This is a genomic window from Parvibium lacunae (genome assembly GCF_003335215.1).
GTDB lineage: Bacteria > Pseudomonadota > Gammaproteobacteria > Burkholderiales > Burkholderiaceae_D > Parvibium > Parvibium lacunae.
Genome location: NZ_QPGB01000007.1, coordinates 41,507 through 61,394 on the forward strand (window position 1 = coordinate 41,507; position 19,888 = coordinate 61,394).

19 protein-coding genes and 1 tRNA gene are annotated in these 19,888 nt (G+C 51.4%); 6 read left to right on the forward strand and 14 right to left on the reverse strand.

What is annotated here, in order from left to right; all coding sequences use genetic code 11:
- Position 1 precedes the first annotated feature (1 nt).
- The 8 genes from DU000_RS12260 to DU000_RS12290 form a co-directional block, all read right to left on the reverse strand.
- Entirely contained in the window at positions 2 to 1,018 is a 1,017-nt protein-coding gene (locus DU000_RS12260; RefSeq protein ID WP_114403697.1) for a response regulator, read from the reverse strand.
- A gap of 10 nt (positions 1,019 to 1,028) precedes the next feature.
- A complete protein-coding gene (gene parC, locus DU000_RS12265; RefSeq protein WP_114403698.1) occupies positions 1,029 to 3,335 on the reverse strand; it encodes a DNA topoisomerase IV subunit A in 2,307 nt (768 codons plus the stop codon).
- Positions 3,335 to 3,808: a type II toxin-antitoxin system death-on-curing family toxin gene (locus tag DU000_RS12270; RefSeq protein ID WP_114403699.1), complete on the reverse strand. Its 474-nt coding sequence runs from the start codon at positions 3,806 to 3,808 to the stop codon at positions 3,335 to 3,337. Before DU000_RS12270 ends, parC begins: the two co-directional genes overlap by 1 nt.
- 3 nt (positions 3,809 to 3,811) lie before the next feature.
- Positions 3,812 to 4,048: an AbrB/MazE/SpoVT family DNA-binding domain-containing protein gene (locus tag DU000_RS12275; RefSeq protein ID WP_240001896.1), complete on the reverse strand. Its 237-nt coding sequence runs from the start codon at positions 4,046 to 4,048 to the stop codon at positions 3,812 to 3,814.
- A 91-nt stretch (positions 4,049 to 4,139) separates the two neighbouring features.
- A complete protein-coding gene (locus tag DU000_RS12280) occupies positions 4,140 to 4,613 on the reverse strand; it encodes a hypothetical protein (RefSeq protein ID WP_147267024.1) in 474 nt (157 codons plus the stop codon).
- Positions 4,614 to 4,799: 186 nt separating this feature from the next.
- On the reverse strand, positions 4,800 to 6,776 hold the full coding sequence (locus DU000_RS12285; RefSeq protein WP_114403702.1) for a DNA topoisomerase IV subunit B: 1,977 nt from the start codon (positions 6,774 to 6,776) through the stop codon (positions 4,800 to 4,802).
- A 277-nt stretch (positions 6,777 to 7,053) separates the two neighbouring features.
- Entirely contained in the window at positions 7,054 to 7,224 is a 171-nt protein-coding gene (locus DU000_RS12775) for a hypothetical protein (RefSeq protein WP_158529705.1), read from the reverse strand.
- The gene (locus tag DU000_RS12290; protein ID WP_114403703.1) at positions 7,224 to 8,462 is read right to left on the reverse strand and encodes an MFS transporter; all 1,239 of its coding nucleotides are present in this window, start codon (positions 8,460 to 8,462) and stop codon (positions 7,224 to 7,226) included. The genes DU000_RS12775 and DU000_RS12290 overlap by 1 nt, the downstream gene beginning before the upstream one ends.
- Positions 8,463 to 8,642: 180 nt before the next feature.
- Here DU000_RS12290 and DU000_RS12295 point away from each other — a divergent pair, with 180 nt between their 5' ends.
- The 3 genes from DU000_RS12295 to DU000_RS12305 all read left to right on the forward strand — a co-directional run bounded on the left by DU000_RS12295 (position 8,643) and on the right by DU000_RS12305 (position 10,570).
- Positions 8,643 to 9,494: an SPFH domain-containing protein gene (locus tag DU000_RS12295; RefSeq protein ID WP_114403704.1), complete on the forward strand. Its 852-nt coding sequence runs from the start codon at positions 8,643 to 8,645 to the stop codon at positions 9,492 to 9,494.
- Between the two features lie 97 nt (positions 9,495 to 9,591).
- A tRNA-Asp gene (locus tag DU000_RS12300) sits at positions 9,592 to 9,668 on the forward strand.
- A gap of 83 nt (positions 9,669 to 9,751) precedes the next feature.
- Complete coding sequence (locus DU000_RS12305) at positions 9,752 to 10,570, forward strand: hypothetical protein (RefSeq protein ID WP_147267025.1); 819 nt, start codon at positions 9,752 to 9,754, stop codon at positions 10,568 to 10,570.
- A gap of 49 nt (positions 10,571 to 10,619) precedes the next feature.
- Here the strand turns inward: DU000_RS12305 and DU000_RS12310 are convergent, their stop codons facing one another.
- The 3 genes from DU000_RS12310 to yjgA are packed head-to-tail and all read right to left on the reverse strand — an operon-like array spanning position 10,620 to position 12,407.
- Positions 10,620 to 11,291, reverse strand: a complete 672-nt coding sequence (locus DU000_RS12310; RefSeq protein ID WP_114403706.1) for an alpha/beta hydrolase — start codon at positions 11,289 to 11,291, stop codon at positions 10,620 to 10,622.
- Between the two features lie 5 nt (positions 11,292 to 11,296).
- The gene (gene mog, locus DU000_RS12315) at positions 11,297 to 11,878 is read right to left on the reverse strand and encodes a molybdopterin adenylyltransferase (RefSeq protein ID WP_114403707.1); all 582 of its coding nucleotides are present in this window, start codon (positions 11,876 to 11,878) and stop codon (positions 11,297 to 11,299) included.
- Between the two features lie 10 nt (positions 11,879 to 11,888).
- The gene (gene yjgA / locus DU000_RS12320) at positions 11,889 to 12,407 is read right to left on the reverse strand and encodes a ribosome biogenesis factor YjgA (RefSeq protein WP_114403708.1); all 519 of its coding nucleotides are present in this window, start codon (positions 12,405 to 12,407) and stop codon (positions 11,889 to 11,891) included.
- Positions 12,408 to 12,503: 96 nt separating this feature from the next.
- On the opposite strand from yjgA, the gene pmbA reads away from it, so the two are divergent.
- The 3 genes from pmbA to DU000_RS12335 all read left to right on the forward strand — a co-directional run bounded on the left by pmbA (position 12,504) and on the right by DU000_RS12335 (position 16,563).
- A complete protein-coding gene (gene pmbA / locus DU000_RS12325; RefSeq protein ID WP_420812158.1) occupies positions 12,504 to 13,889 on the forward strand; it encodes a metalloprotease PmbA in 1,386 nt (461 codons plus the stop codon).
- 280 nt (positions 13,890 to 14,169) lie between these two features.
- On the forward strand, positions 14,170 to 15,258 hold the full coding sequence (locus tag DU000_RS12330) for a TRAP transporter substrate-binding protein (RefSeq protein WP_114403710.1): 1,089 nt from the start codon (positions 14,170 to 14,172) through the stop codon (positions 15,256 to 15,258).
- 222 nt (positions 15,259 to 15,480) lie between these two features.
- Positions 15,481 to 16,563: a TRAP transporter substrate-binding protein gene (locus DU000_RS12335; RefSeq protein ID WP_114403711.1), complete on the forward strand. Its 1,083-nt coding sequence runs from the start codon at positions 15,481 to 15,483 to the stop codon at positions 16,561 to 16,563.
- Between the two features lie 72 nt (positions 16,564 to 16,635).
- Here DU000_RS12335 and DU000_RS12340 read toward each other — a convergent pair whose 3' ends face one another.
- The 3 genes from DU000_RS12340 to DU000_RS12350 all read right to left on the reverse strand — a co-directional run bounded on the left by DU000_RS12340 (position 16,636) and on the right by DU000_RS12350 (position 19,887).
- Positions 16,636 to 17,346, reverse strand: a complete 711-nt coding sequence (locus tag DU000_RS12340) for a TerC family protein (RefSeq protein ID WP_114403712.1) — start codon at positions 17,344 to 17,346, stop codon at positions 16,636 to 16,638.
- Between the two features lie 127 nt (positions 17,347 to 17,473).
- On the reverse strand, positions 17,474 to 19,345 hold the full coding sequence (locus DU000_RS13030; protein WP_114403713.1) for a TRAP transporter large permease: 1,872 nt from the start codon (positions 19,343 to 19,345) through the stop codon (positions 17,474 to 17,476).
- 2 nt (positions 19,346 to 19,347) lie between these two features.
- Positions 19,348 to 19,887: a TRAP transporter small permease subunit gene (locus DU000_RS12350; protein ID WP_114403714.1), complete on the reverse strand. Its 540-nt coding sequence runs from the start codon at positions 19,885 to 19,887 to the stop codon at positions 19,348 to 19,350.
- Position 19,888 lies beyond the last annotated feature (1 nt).

Here is a 19,888-nt window from a genome sequence, read left to right on the forward strand (position 1 = left end):
CTTACGCTGCCTCGGTAAACGGACGACGCTGGGTAAAATCATTAAACGTGTAGATCTTGTTCAACGCTATCGTTGGCTCGACCACGGGACTCAGCCCCCAATAATAAATCTGCTGTCCGACTGAACATTGCGCCGGTAATACATCCGCTTCCCAATCAAAACTGGCCTCTGTATACATGCCCCCACTGCGCCAGAAGAAAGGTACAACCTGTTTTTTCTGTAACGCTTCGAGCAAAGCGGCAGGCGCACCACCCGCTTGCGCCGCTTCAATATGTGCTTGCATTCCTGCGCCTGTTTCTACCACCAAGCGCATCGCACTACCATCAGCACGTAAAAACAGTAAACCATCGGGGTTGGCCAGAAAATAATATTCAATAAAGTAATGCTGTGCCATGAGCTGAGCAATCAGCGCCTTGAAACTGCTGTCGGATAAAAACCCGATGTCTGCCATATTCAACACTTGGCTTAATAACAGGCCCTTGCTATTCAAGTGCTGTTGCCGCATCTGCGCAATAGCCAAATTCAGTTGGGGTACAATCGTGGTGGTCTGCTTTTTTAGAAAATGATGAATCAAGCCCACATTAAATGCTTCAACGCCGACCATGGCATCTGCTTCACCCGTCAAAAGTATGCGTCGGATTGATGACTGCGTGAGCTTGGTGCATAACTCAAGCCCATTCATTTCTGGCATAGCATAATCGACAACGATGGCTGCAATCTCACTAAAGCGCCGTGGGTTATAAATCGTGTGATGCACCTTATTAAGTGCCAGGTGGATACTGCGTTGGCTTAGATCTGGCTGTTCATCATGATAGCCGACCCGAAGAACGGCTTCGTCTAATAGACCGGTGTGCCGTGCTACGTCTTGTTGGGCATGAATAAACGACAGCGCCTCACGCGCTGAATCAAATAATTTATAGCAAAGTGAGGGGTCGAGGTGAAGCGACAGGTTCTGTAAAAAAGCCAGGTCATCATCAATCAGCAGAACAGTCGTCGGGTAATGTAGTGCAGGTAGCATAAATAACCTATTAATCCAGCGGCAATAATTGCTGCGGTTTCCCCTTGATCTCTAACACCTTACCTTTGCGTGCGCGTTTGCCTGCATGCTCGGCCACCTGCCGCCCACTTAACGTTTCGCTATAAGACTTCCCGCCACGGGCAATCCCACTGACTTGTAGTCCTGCTTCGGTAACTGGCAGCGCAGAAAGTAACGTTTCTTTGTCGTCCAATCCTTGCAGAATCACACCACGCCCGCCGCCACTGAGTTGCTTGAGTTCATCTAAACCGAAGAGCAGCAGCTTGCCGCCACTGCTTAAACACGCAATTGCGCTGGCGCTGCCAATTGCATGGGGAGTGAGTAGCGTTTCATTGGCTTCGAGCGTTATGAATTGCTTGCCGGCTTTTACGCGGCTGGTCATATCGCCTACGGTCGAACTAAAGCCATAGCCGCCGCTATGGGCGAGCAGTAATGCGATGCCGGCATTGCCTGCAAAGTAATGCAGAATTTTGCTGCCCGCTTCCAAGTCAATCAGAGTTGTGACCGGCACACCATCACCACGAGCGCCGGGCAATTGCGCCACGCCCACGGAATACACCCGGCCATTGCTGCCAAACGCGAGCAGGGTATCCACCGTGCGGCATTCAAACGTGGCGTAGAGGCTATCGCCCGCCTTGAAACTGAATTGCGTGGCATCATGGCCGTGCCCGGTGCGGGCGCGTACCCAGCCGTTCGTGGAAATGACCACAGTCACGGGTTCATCAATCACCTTGGTTTCGACGACGGCTTTTTGTGCCACCTCAATCAACGTCCGCCGCGCATCACCAAAGGCTTTGGCATCTTGTTCCACTTCCTTGATGATCTGCTTGCGCAAGGCGCTGTCGCTGGCGAGCAGGGCTTGCAGCTTGTCTTGTTCGGTGCGCAGCTCGGCGAGCTCTTGTTCGATCTTGATCCCTTCCAGACGCGCTAACTGCCGCAAGCGAATTTCTAAAATATCTTCAGCTTGGCGGTCGCTCAGCTTAAAGTGGGCAATCAGGGCTGGCTTAGGTTCATCGGATTCGCGGATGATGCGAATCACCTCATCAATATTCAGCAGTACTTGCAAGCGCCCTTCCAGAATATGGATGCGGTCTTGTACCTTGCCGAGTCGATGTTGGCTACGACGGGTCACGGTTTCAATCCGGAAATCCGCCCATTCGCACAACATCGCACGTAGCGATTTTTGCTGTGGGCGGCCATCGCGGCCAATGCTCACCAAGTTAATTGAAGCCGAGCTTTCCAGGCTGGTATGCGCCAGCAAGGTATGCGCAAATTCGGTGGCATCAATGTTCTTGCTTTTGGGCGAGAACACCAAACGCACGGCGGCTTCTTTGCCGGATTCGTCGCGCACGGTGTCCAGTAAGCCTAGCATTTGCTGCTTGAGCTGCAACTGATCGGGCGTGAGCGTTTTTTTACCGAGTTTGATTTTAGGGTTGGTTAAGTCTTCAATTTCTTCCAACACTTTTTGCGAAGACGTATTCGGTGGAAGCTCGGTGACGACCAGTTGCCACTGCCCGCGAGCGAGGTCTTCAATCTTCCAGCGCGCGCGAACCTTTAAGCTACCACGGCCGGATTGATAAATCTCGGCAATGTCATTGGGGCTGGTAATAATCTGCCCGCCACCAGGAAAATCGGGGCCAGGAATCAGTGCGCTAATCTCAGCATCGCTCATTTTTGGCTGGCGCAATACCGCAATGCAGGCCTGCGCGACTTCATGCAAATTATGCGAAGGAATTTCGGTGGCCATCCCTACCGCAATCCCGGATGCCCCGTTCAGTAATGCAAAGGGCAGCCGGGCGGGGAGCAGATTCGGCTCATCCATCGAGCCATCATAGTTCGGGCGGAAATCAACGGTGCCTTGGTCGATTTCTTCCAGCAGTAGTTTTGCTATCGGCGTTAAACGGGCTTCGGTGTAGCGCATCGCCGCCGCACCATCACCATCGCGCGAGCCGAAGTTACCTTGCCCGTCAATCAGCGGGTAGCGCAGCGAAAAGTCTTGCGCCATACGTACCAGCGCATCGTAAGCCGCTTGATCGCCGTGGGGGTGAAATTTACCGAGTACATCACCAACTACGCGCGCGCTTTTCACGGGCTTGCTCGTGGCGCCCAGCCCCATCTCGTGCATCGCAAATAAAATACGACGTTGCACGGGTTTTTGGCCATCCGCCACATCTGGTAGCGCGCGGCCTTTTACGACGCTGATTGCATAATCCAGATATGCGCGTTCGGCAAATTGGCCGAGCACAATGTGATCGTCGTTATCTTGGGTGGGCGTATCAAATAAATTACTTTGGTCCATCAAACTTTTCTTTCGTTTGTTTTTTTGCTGGGGCGTGAGGCGTACTGGGCTTTGGGTTCGTGCACCGCATGGCGTGACACAGCATGCTCTCGTAGCCAATTGGCGAGGGTGGTCTCATCTATTTGCCCGGCCGCGACCTTAAGCATGGTCATCACCTTATCTGTATCCGATGCGTCAATGCAATATCCATTCAAATACAGAAATAGCAGCATCACCACAAAAGCGGTGCGTTTGTTGCCATCAATGAACGGATGATTGCGTGCCAAGCCATAACCGTATGCAGCGGCCAGCGCATACACGTCTGGCGGTGGTTCACCATAGTGAGCCAGCTGTTGTGGACGGGCGAGGGCTGATTCGAGTAGGCCCGCATCACGCACACCGCTGCCCCCACCATGCTCCGCTAATTGCTCGTCATGAATCGCTAACACAATAGCTGGTAGAACCCACTGCCACGTTTGCTGTTGATACGGCATGGCTTACTTAGCAAGCTCGTGCAGCACGGCACGGTTTTCCCGCATGAGTTGGCGGCCAATTTCCATCTGCTCAGCAAAGCTCGGGTCATACGGCGTGATCGTGAAACCTTCTGGAGTTTCGGTGACAAACACCGTATCGCCTTTTTCTAGCTTTAAGCGGGCGAGGAGTTCTTTCGGCAACACCACGCCGACCGAGTTACCGACTTGTGTGAGCCTAAGTGAGGTTTTCGAGGATTGCACGAAACGCTCCAAATGGATGTTATAACATATGTTATTATGTATTATCCGTGATCGAATTACAAGCCAGCAAAATCGATGCGGTGCTGTTCTTTTAAGCCCGCAAGTATCCGGCATTCATTATGTACTTAGATTCGAATTTGAGAATTGCACGCGTTGGTGGATATATCGTGCCATTGAGATCAAATTGATCAATCATGATGCTGCCCTCTTTAAACTCCTCACAGTTGAATGGCAATCGGAGCATCATATAAAAATTTCCGTTTGTTTCACTTATTTTAGGTTCTACTGTTGGCATTTCTGAAAGACGTATTACTCGGCCATTTCTGGCTGTCAGTGTGACCAAGTTTAAAATTTTTACATCTCTAGATGGCAGCATGATAGACAAATTTGAACCCCGCCTGTTCATAAACTGCCCTGGAATTACAGGGGGGAGTGGCAGTACAGGAGACATCATGAAAGAAGTGACCTTCTCCGAACACATAAATTGAAACGTAAGTGGTAATGATCTGTGTGGGGTGAAAATCTCGGTTGCTTCTTTATCCGAAGCACCATCATCAGTAAACAAGATACTCTGCAGCTCAGATACGCCCGTTATGGCACACCCCTGCAAAATGAATAGTAATAGACATATCAAACCGAATTGACTGTATCGCCGGGAAGAAATTTGGAAGTTACACAAAATCCTTCCTCCTGTTTATGCTCACTGCATCTAGTATTGATCGCATTTATGGTTTACTGCTGCCAATCAATCTCAAATATCCACTTCCACTAAGTTCCCTTTTTCTTCCAGCCAGCTGCGGCGGGCACTGGCCTCACCTTTACCCATGAGCATGGTGAACAGTTGGGTGGTGTTACTTTCGCCCAATTCACCCAAGCTCACGGGGAGTAAGCGACGGGTGTCGGGGTTGAGCGTGGTTTCCCAGAGTTGCTCAGCATTCATCTCACCCAAGCCTTTGAAGCGGGAAATGCTCCAGCTTCCTTCACGCAAGCCGTCTTTGCGGAGCTTGTCTTCAATGTGCTTCAGTTCGCCTTCATCTAGCGCATAGACCTTGCGCGGGGGTTTTTTGCCTTGGCCGGGGACATCGACGCGGAACAGCGGCGGGCGGGCGACATATACATGCCCTCGCTCGATAAGTTGCGGGAAATGTTTGTAAAACAGGGTAAGTAAGAGCACTTGAATATGCGAGCCATCGACATCGGCATCCGACAAAATGCAGAGCTTGCCGTAGCGCAGGTTGCTCCAGTCCAGGGTGTCGCCCACGCTATGGGGGTCGATGCCAAGCGCGACGGCAATGTCGTGAATTTCATTATTCGCAAACAGACGGTCGCGTTCGGTTTCCCAGGCATTAAGTACCTTACCTCGCAGCGGGAGAATGGCTTGAAACTCTTTGTCGCGGCCCATTTTTGCGGAACCACCGGCAGAGTCGCCCTCCACTAAAAACAGTTCGTTGCGGGTGATGTCATCACTCTCGCAGTCAGTGAGTTTGCCGGGTAGCACTGCTACCCCGGAAGATTTTTTCTTTTCCACCTTTTGCGTGCTGCGCTGGCGGGCTTGCGCTTGCTTAATCACCAGCTCCGCGAGTTTTTTACCCTGTTCCACATGCTGGTTCAGCCAGAGTTCAAGCGCGGGTTTGGCAAAGCTGGCCACGAGGCGCACCGCATCGCGGCTATTCAGGCGCTCTTTGGTTTGGCCCTGGAATTGTGGGTCGAGTACTTTGGCGGAGAGCACAAAGCTGGCGCGGGCGAACACGTCTTCGGGCAAAAGCTTCACGCCCTTGGGTTGCAGGCTATGCAGTTCAATAAAACTTTTCACTGCGCCGAATAAACCTTCACGCAAGCCTGCCTCATGGGTGCCTCCAGCGGGCGTGGGGATGAGGTTAACGTAACTCTCACGGGCGATGGGGCCTTCTTCGGTCCAGCCTACTATCCACGATGCGCCTTCACCTTCGGCAAAGCTATCGTGCCCGGCGACGGCAAAGCCGGATTCTTCAAAGAAAGGAATGAGCGCCTCACTCCCTTGCAGACTTTCTTCCAAGTACCCGCGCAAGCCATCGGCATAGCACCAGCTTTGCTGTTCGCCGGTTTTTTCAATCAAGAGCGTGACGGTTACGCCGGGTAATAGCACTGCCTTGGCGCGCAAGCAGCGCTGCAATTCGGCGAGAGGAATGGTAGGGCTATCAAAGTATTTGGCATTGGCCCAGGCCCGCACGCGGGTGCCGTGCTTTTTATCGCTGCGGCCAGCTGGCGCACTGCTGACAGGATGGGTGACCGCGCCATTGCTAAACACCAGTTGATGCACTTGGTTATCGCGCCACACCGTGACTTCGAGTTTGTGGGAGAGCGCATTGGTGACGGATACGCCGACACCATGCAAACCACCGGAAAAGGCATACGCGCCACCGGCTTGTTTATCAAACTTGCCGCCAGCATGTAAACGGGTGAAGACAATCTCCACTACGGGCACACCTTCTTCGGGGTGGATGCCTACCGGAATGCCGCGCCCTTCATCTTCTACGCTCACGCTGCCATCGGTATGCAGGGTCACGTTGATCTGCTTGCCATAGCCACCTAGGGCTTCGTCGGCCGCGTTATCAATCACCTCTTGGATGATGTGCAAGGGGTTCTCGGTGCGCGTGTACATGCCAGGGCGTTGTTGGACGGGTTCTAGGCCCTTGAGGACTTTGATGGAGGCTTCAGAATAGTCAGCGGGTTTTTTAGTCAGCGCCATGCGAATCAATATCTCAATATAAAACGATGCCGGATTGTACCTTGCGCCAACCGTGGCCCCTTTCTCTCAGGATCAGAGCGTACGCGATAAGAAAAGTTATCCCCAGAAATTGTGGAAAACCCCATGTGGAAAACTGATGACAGCCGCATGACAGTTAGGGTGGATCGGTTTGAACAAAATATTAACAATGCGGTTTGACGATCAAGCGTAAGAATTGTTGAGGGTCGGCTTTGGTAAGCGGCGAGCTGGCGCTGGGTATTGAGTAAGGGGAGCTAGACTAATTCGGTATGCCGCACATCGCCAATAAGGCTTCCCATGCCAGCCACATACTGGGCTGTCGATAGAGATTGGCAATCAATAGCAAGCCTAACACGCCAAATAAAGTTAGCAGCACGGGTTGGCAAAGCCGCCAGCATTGCTTGAGCTTATTTGACTTCACAGGACGCATTATTTTGCCTCAGGAACCGCATCAACGTTCGTGATTAACCGAGATGGAATGCGTTTCTCGTCAATGGGCCAACAAATCAACGCTGCCAACAACGCCAGCCCGATCCCCAGCCACCAAACAATATCGTAACTGCCTGTTTGCACCTGTATTTTGCCGCCCAACCAAATCCCAATAAATGAACCAATTTGATGACCAAAGAAAATAATGCCGTATAGGGTAGAGGCATAGCGTACGCCATAGATCTGCCCCACTAAACCATTGGTCAATGGGACAGTGCCTAGCCATAGCAAACCCATACCAGCCGCAAACAGATACAACAATCCTGGGGTGAGCGGAAAAAGCAGTAATAACGCAATAAAGAGTGAGCGCCCAGCATAGACATAGGCAAGCAGTGCTTTTTTGCTGTAGCGTCCTCCCAACCAACCACAACCATAGGAACCCAAGACATTAAATAAGCCGATCAGGGCGATGGCAATCGCACCATGTTGCAGCGTGAGGCCCTGATCTTTCGCATAGGCAGGCAAATGAAGGGTGATAAACCCGGTGTGAAAACCACAAACGAAAAAACTCCAGAATAGAAAATGGTAAGACCGATGACCCAAGGCTTGCTGTAAAGCCTGATTAAGGGTTTGTGCTGTCTCACCTTGATCGGGCGCAGCAGGTTTGCCACGTAGCACCCAGGCCATCGGCAACAAAACCACGAAAAATGCCGCCAGAATCCAAAACGCCTGTTGCCACTGCCATTGCTCAATCAGCCAGTTACCCGTGGGGGTCATAACAAACTGTCCTAGCGAGCCCCCAGCGCTGGCAATTCCCAAGGCTGTGCTACGCTGGGCTGGGCTGACATTACGCGCCACTACCCCTAACACAACCGCAAACGTGACGCCGCTTTGTCCCAACCCCACCAAGACCCCTAATGTTCCATAGAGTGCTAACGGCGTATGCGACAAGCTGGCCCCTAACAGCCCGATGACATAGAGCACGCTGCCCAGGACAATTGCGCGCGCTGAGCCATATTTATCCGCGATCATCCCAAACAGCGGCGAAGAAATTCCCCAGACAATATTTTGGATGGCAAAAGCTAACGAAAAAATATCACGCGTCCACCCATGCTCTAAACTCATGGGCTGCATAAAGAGCCCAAAGGTAGCCCGTGTCCCCATGCCGAGCAAGAGCACCAGTACAGAGCAAGTCAGGATGGCGCGTGCTCTCGGAGAAAAAGCGGAAGAATCGGACATGGCTGACTTTCTGTAAGAAGGGATCCATCAAGGTGGATTGATTGCGGGGCAGGCAAACGGAAGCCGTAACCAAACTTTATCATAGCCACTTATTTGAAAAGCGGTGGATACAACGGCTGTCAATTTATTGGTGTACAGTTTGGCTTTATCGCCACACGCCTTAACCAGGAGAAAAGATTGATGGATATCTTCGTCGCTGCCGCCATCGTCGTGGTTATCCTCTTTGCCGGCTTAAGAATCATCCGGCAACAAGAGGTGGCTATCGTCGAAACCTTTGGTAAATATTCACGCACACTGACCCCCGGATTAAACTGGATTATTCCGGGAATCCAGCAAATTTCCGGGAAGCTAGACTTACGGATTCAACAAATTCCAGCCCAGGTTGAAATTAAAACGGCTGACAACATGTTTGTGAATTTGCCTGTTACGTTGATGGTGCAAGTGCAACCCGAGCGTGCTGCCGACGCTTACTACAAGCTAGCAAATCCGCAGGAGCAAATCAAAGTCTGGGTACTGAATACCTTACGCTCGATTACTGCCAACATGGATCTCTCTGATCTCTTTAAAGATAGAGATCATTTGGTATCGACGATCCAGAATGAACTGGTCGCACGCATGAGTGATTACGGTTTTCGAATCGAAGGGGTGCTGGTTGATCAACCGACTGTTTCGGCTGAAGTGCAAGCTGCCTTTAACCGGGTTGTTGCCAGCAAAAGAGAGAAAGAGGCGGCTGAGCAAGAAGCCGAAGCCAAGCGGATTTTGATTGTGGGTGAGTCTAAAGCTGAGGCTGAGTCACAGCTTTTGCGGGCACAAGGTTTGGCGCAAGCCCGCAAGATTCTTGCTCAGGGTCTCAGCGAGGCGGTCAGAGCTGCGGCAGCGAATGGGGTCGATGAGCGCGATGTGCTCACGCTGCTAATGGAAACGAACCGACTGGATACCATCAAGAGTGCTGCCGAACATGGCAAATTGGTTGTGATGGATTTACGCAGTGGTCATACGAACCCCGCCTTGCAGATTAATCCAAGCGCTTGAAACTGGACAAGCCCCCAGTTTCTATGAAATAATTCGAAGCTTGATTGTGCGATCATTTCCGTTTGATTTCGTTTAATCAATGATTTATCACCGCTGCGGAGCGGTAGTTCAGTTGGTTAGAATACCGGCCTGTCACGCCGGGGGTCGCGGGTTCGAGCCCCGTCCGCTCCGCCAGTTTTGCACATGAAATATCCGTTATTAGCCCTGAAGCGCTCAGGGCTTTTTCATTTTTCGTCTGCCTACTAAGGAGTCTGACTGTGCTAGTCATGCTCAAAGCTTGTCTCGTTGGTCTAGCGGTATTTATTGCGAGTCAGGCAGGGAAATATTGGGGCCATCGTGTTTCTGGCTGGATTGCTGGATTGCCCATGATCGCGGCCCCAATTTGTATTTTTATGGCGCTCGACTTGGGTGTCGGGTTTGTCCACCAAACCGCCATTGCGACGCTCCAGGTGATCCCCGCAATCGGCCTATTCTGTTTGGCTTTTGTAGCACTCGCTCGATACGGGAAATGGTGGCTTTGTCTGAGCGCCGCGTACCTGACTTATCTGCCCAGTGCCTACCTTTGCCAGCAGGTAGTGTTACCCTTTTCTGAGCCCAAAGCCCTTGCCCTTGGCTGGATAGCCTGGGCACTGGCAGGCTGGATGTTGAGTGTCCGTCTGTTGCCGCACACCACCCATATACCAGCACGGTTACGGATTCCCCAGAGCGAACTCATTGCCCGTATTCTGTTTGCTGTTTTATTGGCCTTAACGATTGGTTACAGTGCCCCTCATTTGGGGAGTGCCTGGAGTGGGCTGCTATTGGGTATCCCGATCTCGGGTTCAGTTTTACCAGTTTTCACGCTACGGCTATATGGCACAACGGCAACGTATCTGATAGTCCGGGGTTTTCTACTGGGTATTTTCAGCTTTATGATTTTCTTTGCCGCGCTCGCATTCGGCTTTGCGGCAAACACGCAGGGCGAAGCTGTGCTGTCAGCAAGCTGGGGATTCCCACTCGCCATTCTTGCAGCACTCTGTGCCGCACGTTTGCTCGCTTGGTTACAATCACGCCAGCGGCAATCGGAAAACCCTTAACTGAATCCTACCAGTGGCAGAGCGGCGTGAGGTTTTCTATACGCTCAGCTCAATTCGGGATTAATACTTTTTTCAAGAACTGGCCAATCGCACTGATCTCTTGCCAGCACACAGAATGCGGCATGGGATATTCATGCCATTCAACCTGGCAATGAAGCGCTTGCAATGCGTCTCGGGTTGCTTGTCCGCGGGTATAGGGAACGATTGGATCTTCCGTCCCGTGCGCCATGAAAATGGGCGTTTGCGTTTGCACTGATTGCAACTCACGCGGTAATACATCGATCAGTGGCGCATATGCTGAGAGCACAATTAATCCCGCCAGCCGCTCGGCATAGCGTAAGCCGACCTGTAATGTCATCGCGCCCCCTTGAGAAAACCCAGCAAGAATGGTGCGCTCTGCAGGAATCCCCAGCGCGGCTTGCTGCGCGAGCAGGGTTTCAATCTGTAGTTGTGAGGTCCGCAGCCCCGCCTCATCTTCGCGCCGCACCAGGTCACTACTCAGAATATCGTACCAGGCCCGCATGACATACCCCCCATTGATTGTGACCGGGATCATTGGGGCATGAGGAAAAATAAAGCGAATGTCGGGGCAACCGTCCAGATTGAGTTCGTCGACTATCGGGACAAAGTCATTCCCATCGGCACCGAGCCCATGCATCCAAATGACTAGGGCTTGGGGATTGGGACCAGTTTCAATCGTTATAAAGTCAAGGGGCGTCATGGTGGTCACTTAGTGGCTGGCTGTGAAGCAGATTTTGGGCGAAAAGCGCGGCAAACCGTCGGGTGAGTCTCGATATACGGACCGCCGAGTAATTCGATGCAATAGGGAACGGCGGCGAAAATGCCTGGGACGAGGGTGTTGCCCTCGGGGTCTATCACTCCCGCGAGGGTTTCTGCAATCGCTTTGGGCTGGCCGGGTAAGTTCAGAATTAAACAACGCTGTCGTATCACACCAACTTGGCGCGACAGAATAGCGGTGGGGACAAAATGCAAGCTAATTTGTCGCATTTGTTCACCAAAGCCCGGCATGAGGCGGTCGGCAACGGCCAACGTTGCATCAGGTGTGACATCGCGTGGGGCCGGGCCCGTCCCGCCCGTGGTCAGCACCAAGTGACACCCTTCGGTATCGACTAAGTCAATCAGCGTCCGTTCAATCTCGGCTTGGTCATCAGGAATGAGCCGAGCCATGGCTTGCCAAGGGCTAGCCAGCGCACTCTCTAACCATGCATTGAGTGCGGGTAAGCCTTTGTCTTCATAGACGCCTTGGCTCGCGCGGTCAGAGGTCGCTACCAAACCAATTTTCAACATAGAAGCCCCTCTACAACCATTGCTTGAGCAGTTGAAACAGCTCTCGGTAGGCTTTGGGTGGTTTATTCATTTCTTTTTCTTTCCGTGCATTACGGATACAGGTACGCAAAGTCTGGATTTCAGCCTGCGCCTGGGGGTAGGCGGCAGCAAACTCCGTCAGCACCTCATCATTTTCGATCAGGCGCTCACGCCACCGTTCTAGTAGATGCAACTGCGCCGTGGCCGCTTTTGACTCACCCGACCACAAATCCAACAGCGTTTTGATTGCACTGGTATCGGTATTCCGCATTAACTTACCAATGTACTGCAACTGACGGCGTTTTCCTTCATGGGTCGTAATCCGTTGGGCCAGTTCAATCGCGCCACGCAATCCCTCATCGAGTGGAACCTGACGGAGTCGATCTTTGGAAAGATCAACGAGCTGCTCACCCAGATCTTGGAGCGCATGCATCTCTTTTTTGCGGCGGGTTTTACTGGGCCGATCGTCGATTGCATCGGGATCAAGCCCTTTCTCGTATAGGGTAGACATGACAAGGCTATGGATTAGGTTCTACAGGCTGTTATGATAACCTCATATTGATTTGTCTATTCTGTTCTGCGCATCGTTCGAAGATTATTGATGACTATGGCTACTCCTGCTTCACCTACTTTTGCTTATTCCACAGAAACCCTGCAAAGTCTCGCGCAACATGTGTTGCACCTGGCGAAAGCACTGGGAGCCAGTGATTGCAGCACTGAGTTTTCCGATGGTCATGGCTTGTCTGTCTCAGTACGCAAGGGGGCAGTGGAAACAATTGAGCACAACCGCGATAAAGGCATGGGTGTCACCATCTATTTGCCGGCTGAAGCAGGGCAACAAGGCTATCGTCGAGGCCATGCCAGTTCGTCAGATTTCAGCTTGGATGCCCTCAAGGCGACCGTACAAGCCGCTTACGATATCGCCCGCTACACAGCGGTTGATGACTGTGCGGGCTTGCCTGAGCCTGAATCGTTGCAAAACTCGCCGCATGATTTAGGGTTGTATACCCCCTGGAATATCGATGCCACAACAGCCATTCAGATAGCCCAAACCACAGAAGCGGCGGCCTTTGCGACCAGCAAGCAAATTCGTAACTCGGATGGGGCGTCGGTCCATGCGCAACACGGGCACTTCATCCTCGCGAACTCACGTGGTTTTATGGGAGGGTATCCATATTCACGTCACAGTATTGCCTGTGCGCCCATCGCGCAGTCTGGTCGAAACATCATGCAACGAGATGATTGGTATAGCTCACAACGCGATCCAGCGAAGCTGGCAGCACCGGCGGCGATTGGCCGTTATGCAGCGGAGCGTGCGTTAGCCCGCCTGCATGCGCGTCGGCTCAGTACAAGACGGGTGCCGGTCCTCTTCGAAGCGCCACTGGCGGCGGGGTTATTGGGTGCCTTAACCCAAGCCCTTAGTGGTGGCGCACTCTATCGTCAATCCAGTTTTTTATTAAACAGTCTGGGCCAACAAGTGCTCGCACCGCATCTCCAGGTCTGGGATGATCCGACCTTACAGGGTGGTATGGGAAGTGCCTCGTTTGACGATGAAGGGTGCCGGACTGCCCGTCGGCAAATTATTAAAGACGGTGTCGTTGCCGGTTATTTTCTGTCTACCTACAGTGGCCGCAAACTCGGCTTACCCACAACGGGGAATGCAGGCGGGGCGCATAACCTCAGTCTGACCAGCACCCAAACTATACCAAACGATGATCTGCCTGCTATGCTGCGCAAACTCGGCACAGGCCTATTTGTCACCGAACTGATGGGCCAAGGCGTAAATTATGTCACCGGTGATTACTCACGTGGGGCGTTTGGCTATTGGGTAGAAAATGGCGTCATTCAATATCCGGTCGAGGAAATTACCATTGCGAGTAATCTTAAAACCATGCTGCGTGACATCGTTGCAGTTGGTGCCGATTACCTCACAAGAGGGACCAAAACCACGGGTTCAATCTTGATTGAATCCATGCAGGTTGCCGGCAATTAATACGATTGTCGGGGCCGGCAGATCAAGCCATCCCGCCTCTTTAGCACAGCTGGTACAGCAGCTATCAAGTCTCATCTCGTCGCTAGGGGTTTTCCCTAGACCCCCTCAATTCAAGGGAATTCCCTGAGTTTTTTTCAGCATAGAGTTCCATAAAATTCAGTCGCTAACGAAGTGATTCGTATGCCTACATGCTGCAATCGAGCCATCGACAGGGGAGCGGTTAATGCAGCGTGCCGTCACCGGGTAGCAGGTGATTTTTTAATAATGCTGAGGAGACTCCATGGAACGCCGTTCCTTTCTGAAACAAGCTAGCACAGGCGCTGCTGCGGCTGCCGCCACGACACTCGCTGCACCCGCCATTGCGAATGAACCATCAATCAAATGGCGCTTGGCATCCAGCTTCCCGAAAAGCCTGGATACCATTTATCAGGCAGCAGAAGACATGGCCAAGCGTGTCAAGGAATTAACCGATGGTAAGTTTGATATCCGTGTTTTTGCCGCTGGAGAAGTGGTCCCGGCATTCGGGGTTGCAGACGCCGTGCAAAACGGTACGGTTGAAATGGCACATACTGCTTCTTACTATTTCGTCGGCAAAAATAAAACCTTCTGTTTCGATTGTGCTATTCCATTTGGCCTAACTTCCCGCCAGCAAACTGCCTGGATGTACCACGGTGGTGGGCTTGCTGCAACACGCGAATTCTTCCGTGAATTCAACATTATCAATATGCCTGGCGGCAATACAGGCACCCAAATGGGCGGCTGGTGGCGCAAAGAGATCAAATCTGTTGAAGATTTGAAAGGGGTCAAAATGCGCATTCCTGGTTTCGGGGGTGAAGTGATGTCCCGCCTTGGCGTGGTTCCCCAAGCGATTCCTGGTGGCGATATTTATCCCTCATTGGAAAAGGGAACCATTGATGCCGCAGAGTGGGTTGGTCCTTACGATGATGAAAAGCTTGGCTTCTTCAAAGTCGCCCCGAACTACTATTACCCTGGCTTCTGGGAATCCAGCACGCAGCTTTCGTTTTACATCAATGCCAAGGAATGGGAAAAACTGCCTGCAACCTACAAGGCAGCCCTAGAAGCGGCCGCAGCTGAAGCCCATGTAAAAATGCAAGCTGAGTATGACGCGAAAAACCCTCGCGCTCTGGCCTCCCTGCTGGCGAAAGGCGCGAAACTGCACCGTTATCCAAATGATGTCTTGGCGGCTGCATTTAAAGCCTCGCAAGACCTCTTGGCCGAAGAAAATGCGAAGAACCCTCAGTTCAAAAAGATTTTTGATCAGTGGAATCGTTTCCGTAATGATTCTTATCAGTGGTTCCGCGTTGCTGAACAAGGCTTTGCTGCGTTTGCCTTTAACCAAAAGGTCTAAGCCTCAATCCGCTTTTAAGCAACTAGTGAAAACCCTGCTTCGGCAGGGTTTTTGCATTTTTGCTGCAAATTGCGAGACAGTAAAAATTTTCACACGCCAACAATGAGGTATTCGGTTTAATATCTTTGCACTAGACAGAACTTAATACTCAATGGTAAGTCTATGTCTTAGCCCTAGCAGTTGCTAGGTTGTTTGCTTCCCATAACGAAGGAGAGAGACAATATGGAACGCCGTTCCTTTATGAAAAAAGCAGGTGCCGGTGCCGCTGTGGCTACCCTTGCCGCCCCAGCAATTGCACAAGCACAACCAACCATCAAATGGCGCTTGGCGTCGAGCTTCCCGAAAAGCCTGGATACGATTTATCAAGCCGCAGAAGATATGGCCAAGCGCGTTAAAGCTGCCACCGAAGGTCGCTTTGATATTCGGGTTTTTGCTGCCGGTGAAATTGTTCCTGCGTTCGGCACACTCGATGCCGTGCAAAACGGTACTGTCGAAATCACTCACACTGCATCATATTATTTTGTGGGTAAGAATAAGGCCTTTGCCTTCGATACCGCACTGCCCTTTGGGCTGACTGCTCGCCAACAAAATGCTTGGACCTACTTCGGTGGCGGGATGGCATTACTGCGAGACTTTTACCGTGAGTTTAATGTCGTTAACTTCCCTGGTGGTAACACCGGCGTTCAAATGGGGGGCTGGTTCCGCAAAGAAATCAAAAGCCTGGAAGATATCAAAGGTTTGAAAATGCGCATCCCTGGTATCGGTGGTGAAGTATTCGCCAAGCTAGGCGCGGTACCGCAAGCGATTCCGGGTGGCGATATTTATCCCTCTCTCGAAAAGGGTACGATTGATGCCGCTGAATGGGTTGGCCCTTATGACGATGAGAAACTGGGTTTCTTCAAAGTGGCGCCAAACTACTACTACCCTGGCTGGTGGGAACCGGGTCCCAACCTCTCCTTCCTGATCAACGCCAAAGAATGGGAAAAATTACCCCAGGCCTACAAAGAAATTGTTGAAGCCGCTTGCGCCGAAGCCAACGTACGGATGATGGCTGAATACGACGCGAAAAACCCACGCGCGTTGGCCTCACTGCTCTCAAAAGGAGCCAAGTTACATGCGTATCCACGCGATGTCATGGATGCTGCCTTTAAAGCTGCCCAGGAAATCTATGCAGATGAGTCTGGCAAAAACCCAGCGTTCAAGAAGCTTTATGAACCCTGGAATCGTTTCCGTAATGAAAGCTACCAGTGGGCGAAAGTCGCTGAGCAAGGGTTCGCAACCTTTGCCTTCAACCAAAAAGTGTAATTGCTTCATGCCTAATAAAAAACCCCGCCGAGGCGGGGTTTTTTATTAGATCAATGCTAAGTCGTTTCGTGACTAAGCAGGCGTCGTCGACGCCGAACGATGTTTGCGTTTAGCAAAGTAAGTGCCTAACACGACAACAAGAATCGCACAGCCGCCCGCAATCACATATTCAAACTGATGCAGTGTATGGGCCCAAGCAGCAGGGATAATCGGATCACCTACCAACATCTCACCTGCGACAAACCCCAGTAACGCTGCACCCAGCGTAATAATCACAGGGAAGCGATCCATTACTTTGAGAATCAGGGTGCTGCCAAAAATAATCAGGGGAATACTCAACCCCAAGCCCAATACCAATAGCGTCATTTTTGCTTCAGGGGGCGCTGCATCAGCCGCCGCAGCGACCGCAATCACATTGTCGAGACTCATCACCAAGTCGGCAATCAAAATGGTTTTAATTGCTTGCAGCAAGTTATCCGCTGCATCGCCGTGACCGCCCTCTTCCTCAGGGAGCATCAGTTGAATACCGATCCAGATCAATAAAACACTGCCGATGAGCTTTAAAAAGGGCCATTGCAGCATTTTGACCGCAAAAATAGTCAACACGACCCGCATAATGATAGCGGCTGCACTACCAAACAAAATGGCATTTTTTTGCTGCTTGGGCGGCAAGTTTCTGGCGGCCAAGGCAATCACAACGGCATTGTCACCTGATAATAAAATATTGACCCACATAATTTTCGCCAATGCTAGCCAAAAGAGCGGCGAATTCAACATATCCATTTTTTTCCTCCGAGCGTTATCGTCAATTTTTTTGGGATTGTACCCCGCAAAAAAAACTGCCGGTAAACCAAACCGGCAGTTTCTTAATAAATTAAGTATAAATACTAACAGTAATTATACGTAAATTTTATTTACTAGTGGCTTCTGGGGTCGAGCTACCAAAATTCAATTCCAGTGGAGCCTCTGTTGTCTGGGGAATATCCAGACTAGAAGGCATGTCAACCTGGAGCTGAATGTTCTCATCGACTTTGACTTCTTCATCATGCGACACAATGCCCGGAAAGAAAATCAAGAGACCTACCATCAATAACTGAATGATCACAAAGGGTACCGCTCCCCAATAGATCTGGGCGGTGGTGACCGGCGCAATCGTTTCACCCGTCACGGAATCTTTGTATTCCTTCTCTGGGGCAACTGAACGCAGATACATCAGGGCAAAACCAAAGGGGGGATGCATAAAAGCTGTTTGCATATTGACCCCCAACATCACCGTAAACCAGACCGGATCAATCCCCATTTTTTCAACCACAGGACGTAGTAGAGGAATTACGATGAAAGCAAGCTCAAACACATCCAGGAAGAAAGCCAGACCAAAAATCATCAGGTTGACGACGATCAGGAAGCCCACGCGCCCGCCGGGGAGCCCCTCAAACATATGCTCAACCCACAAATGCCCGTCGAGCATGTAGAAAGTCAAGGAGAAGAAGGTGGCACCCACGAGCACAAACAATACAAAACTGGTGAGCTTGGTGGTCTCTAAAACAGCCTGGCGCATTAATTCCCAGGTTACTTTACGACGCAGTATGGCGAGAACGAGGGTACCTGCAGCCCCCATGGCGCCGCCCTCTGTCGGGGTAGCCAAGCCTGTCGCAATTGTCCCTAAGGTCAAAAAGATCAGCAGGATTTGCGGCATCATCGCAGTAACAACTCGCGCATGTGCAGCGTTACCGAGTGAGCGTTGCAAGAGAATCAACAAGCCAGCAACAATCGACACCAGTATCACCTCTATGCCAAACCCTTGCAGACCCGTCGCTTCTTTGCCCAGCCAGCCCATGCCTTTAGCCAGATCATGCAAGCCCAAGGTCGAAATATCCAAACCGACTAGCGTGACCGCAAAGAAGAAACCAGAAGAACGGGCAACCGCCATATCCTTGTTGCTCTTATCGTGTCGCTTGGCGAGGACCATGATCCAGCCGTAGCCGATTGCCAAAGTAGCAAAAAAGACAGTTCCTTTACCGAGTAAACCCGCGCGCATTGCATACAGAGCGGCAATGGTCAGCACGATAAAGAAAAGATGCTCGAGAAATGGGACAACAATAGCTTCTGGGCTTTTCTTCATGCGCGCTTCGGGCGGCAGCGCAGGCACCCATTGAGGTTTGACCATGGAGATCAAAAAGACGTAACCCATGTACAACCCAACCAGCACCAAGCTAGGCATCAAGGCGCCAATGTAGGCATCGCCGACGGAAACCCGCATTTGCTCGGCAACGACGACCAGCACAATCGAGGGAGGGATAATCTGGGCCAAGGTCCCTGAAGAAGTAATGACCCCCGAGGCTACACGCCGATCATAGCCATAGCGCAACATCACGGGCAAGGAAATCAAGCCCATCGAGATCACGGTTGCCGCTACGACACCAGCGGGACCGCCGAGAATGGCACCAACGAAAATCACAGCATAGGCAATCCCGCCGCGCACTGAACCGAATAACTGACCAATTGTTTCCAGTAATTCTTCAGCAAGCCCGGAGCGGTCAAAGATAAAGCCCATCAACGTGAAGAAGGGAATCGCCAGGAGGTTATCGTTCGACATGATGCCGAAGATACGATTTGGCAAGCCTTGAAATTGTTCAATCTTAAGCATGCCCAATTCCAAGCCTAACCAGCCAAAAGCCAAGCCCAGTGCGGCCAGGGAAAACGCAATGGGATAGCCAATCAATAAGAAGACAAACAAGGCACCAAACATCAATGGGGCCATATTGTTCATAATAAATTCCATCATTAGCGCACCTTCTCGTGATATTCCAGGGGGTTCTCAGCACGGTCAGCCAAGAAAGCGAGTTGTTTAATCAATTGAGAAATCCCTTGCAGGAATAACAGGGTGAATCCTACTGGAATCAATAATTTAACCGGCCAGCGAATCAGGCCACCGGGATTAGAAGACATTTCTTGTATGCGCCAGGATTCGGCAAAAAAGCCCCAGCCATCGTAAATCACGATTAAACACATCGGGGTTAAAAACAGCAGCATGCCAAACGTATCAACAATCGCTTGCTTCTTCGGGCTCAGTTTATTGAAGATAATATCGATCCGTACATGCTCGTTATGGCGTAAAGAGTATGCCCCAGCGAGCATGAAAACGGCGGCAAATAGGTACCACTGTAGCTCTAGCCAGGCATTCGAGCTCAAATCAAAGCTATAGCGCATGATGGCGTTCAAGCTGCTGACGATCACGGCCACCAACGATAACCAACTAACCCAAGCGCCAATCTTTTCATTGACGGCATCAATCAGCCGGGATATTCCTAGCAGGAATGACATA

Bases quoted from the DNA above. Each gene is read 5' to 3' on its own strand.
- DU000_RS12260 (WP_114403697.1), bottom strand. From the start codon at position 1,018: ATGCTACCTGCACTACATTACCCGACGACTGTTCTGCTGATTGATGAT.
- parC (WP_114403698.1), bottom strand. From the start codon at position 3,335: ATGGACCAAAGTAATTTATTTGATACGCCCACCCAAGATAACGACGAT.
- DU000_RS12270 (WP_114403699.1), bottom strand. From the start codon at position 3,808: ATGCCGTATCAACAGCAAACGTGGCAGTGGGTTCTACCAGCTATTGTG.
- DU000_RS12285 (WP_114403702.1), bottom strand. From the start codon at position 6,776: ATGGCGCTGACTAAAAAACCCGCTGACTATTCTGAAGCCTCCATCAAA.
- DU000_RS12775 (WP_158529705.1), bottom strand. From the start codon at position 7,224: ATGCGTCCTGTGAAGTCAAATAAGCTCAAGCAATGCTGGCGGCTTTGC.
- DU000_RS12290 (WP_114403703.1), bottom strand. From the start codon at position 8,462: ATGTCCGATTCTTCCGCTTTTTCTCCGAGAGCACGCGCCATCCTGACT.
- DU000_RS12295 (WP_114403704.1), top strand. From the start codon at position 8,643: ATGGATATCTTCGTCGCTGCCGCCATCGTCGTGGTTATCCTCTTTGCC.
- DU000_RS12310 (WP_114403706.1), bottom strand. From the start codon at position 11,291: ATGACGCCCCTTGACTTTATAACGATTGAAACTGGTCCCAATCCCCAA.
- mog (WP_114403707.1), bottom strand. From the start codon at position 11,878: ATGTTGAAAATTGGTTTGGTAGCGACCTCTGACCGCGCGAGCCAAGGC.
- yjgA (WP_114403708.1), bottom strand. From the start codon at position 12,407: ATGTCTACCCTATACGAGAAAGGGCTTGATCCCGATGCAATCGACGAT.
- pmbA (WP_420812158.1), top strand. From the start codon at position 12,504: ATGGCTACTCCTGCTTCACCTACTTTTGCTTATTCCACAGAAACCCTG.
- DU000_RS12330 (WP_114403710.1), top strand. From the start codon at position 14,170: ATGGAACGCCGTTCCTTTCTGAAACAAGCTAGCACAGGCGCTGCTGCG.
- DU000_RS12335 (WP_114403711.1), top strand. From the start codon at position 15,481: ATGGAACGCCGTTCCTTTATGAAAAAAGCAGGTGCCGGTGCCGCTGTG.
- DU000_RS12340 (WP_114403712.1), bottom strand. From the start codon at position 17,346: ATGGATATGTTGAATTCGCCGCTCTTTTGGCTAGCATTGGCGAAAATT.
- DU000_RS13030 (WP_114403713.1), bottom strand. From the start codon at position 19,345: ATGGAATTTATTATGAACAATATGGCCCCATTGATGTTTGGTGCCTTG.
- DU000_RS12350 (WP_114403714.1), bottom strand. From the start codon at position 19,887: ATGTCATTCCTGCTAGGAATATCCCGGCTGATTGATGCCGTCAATGAA.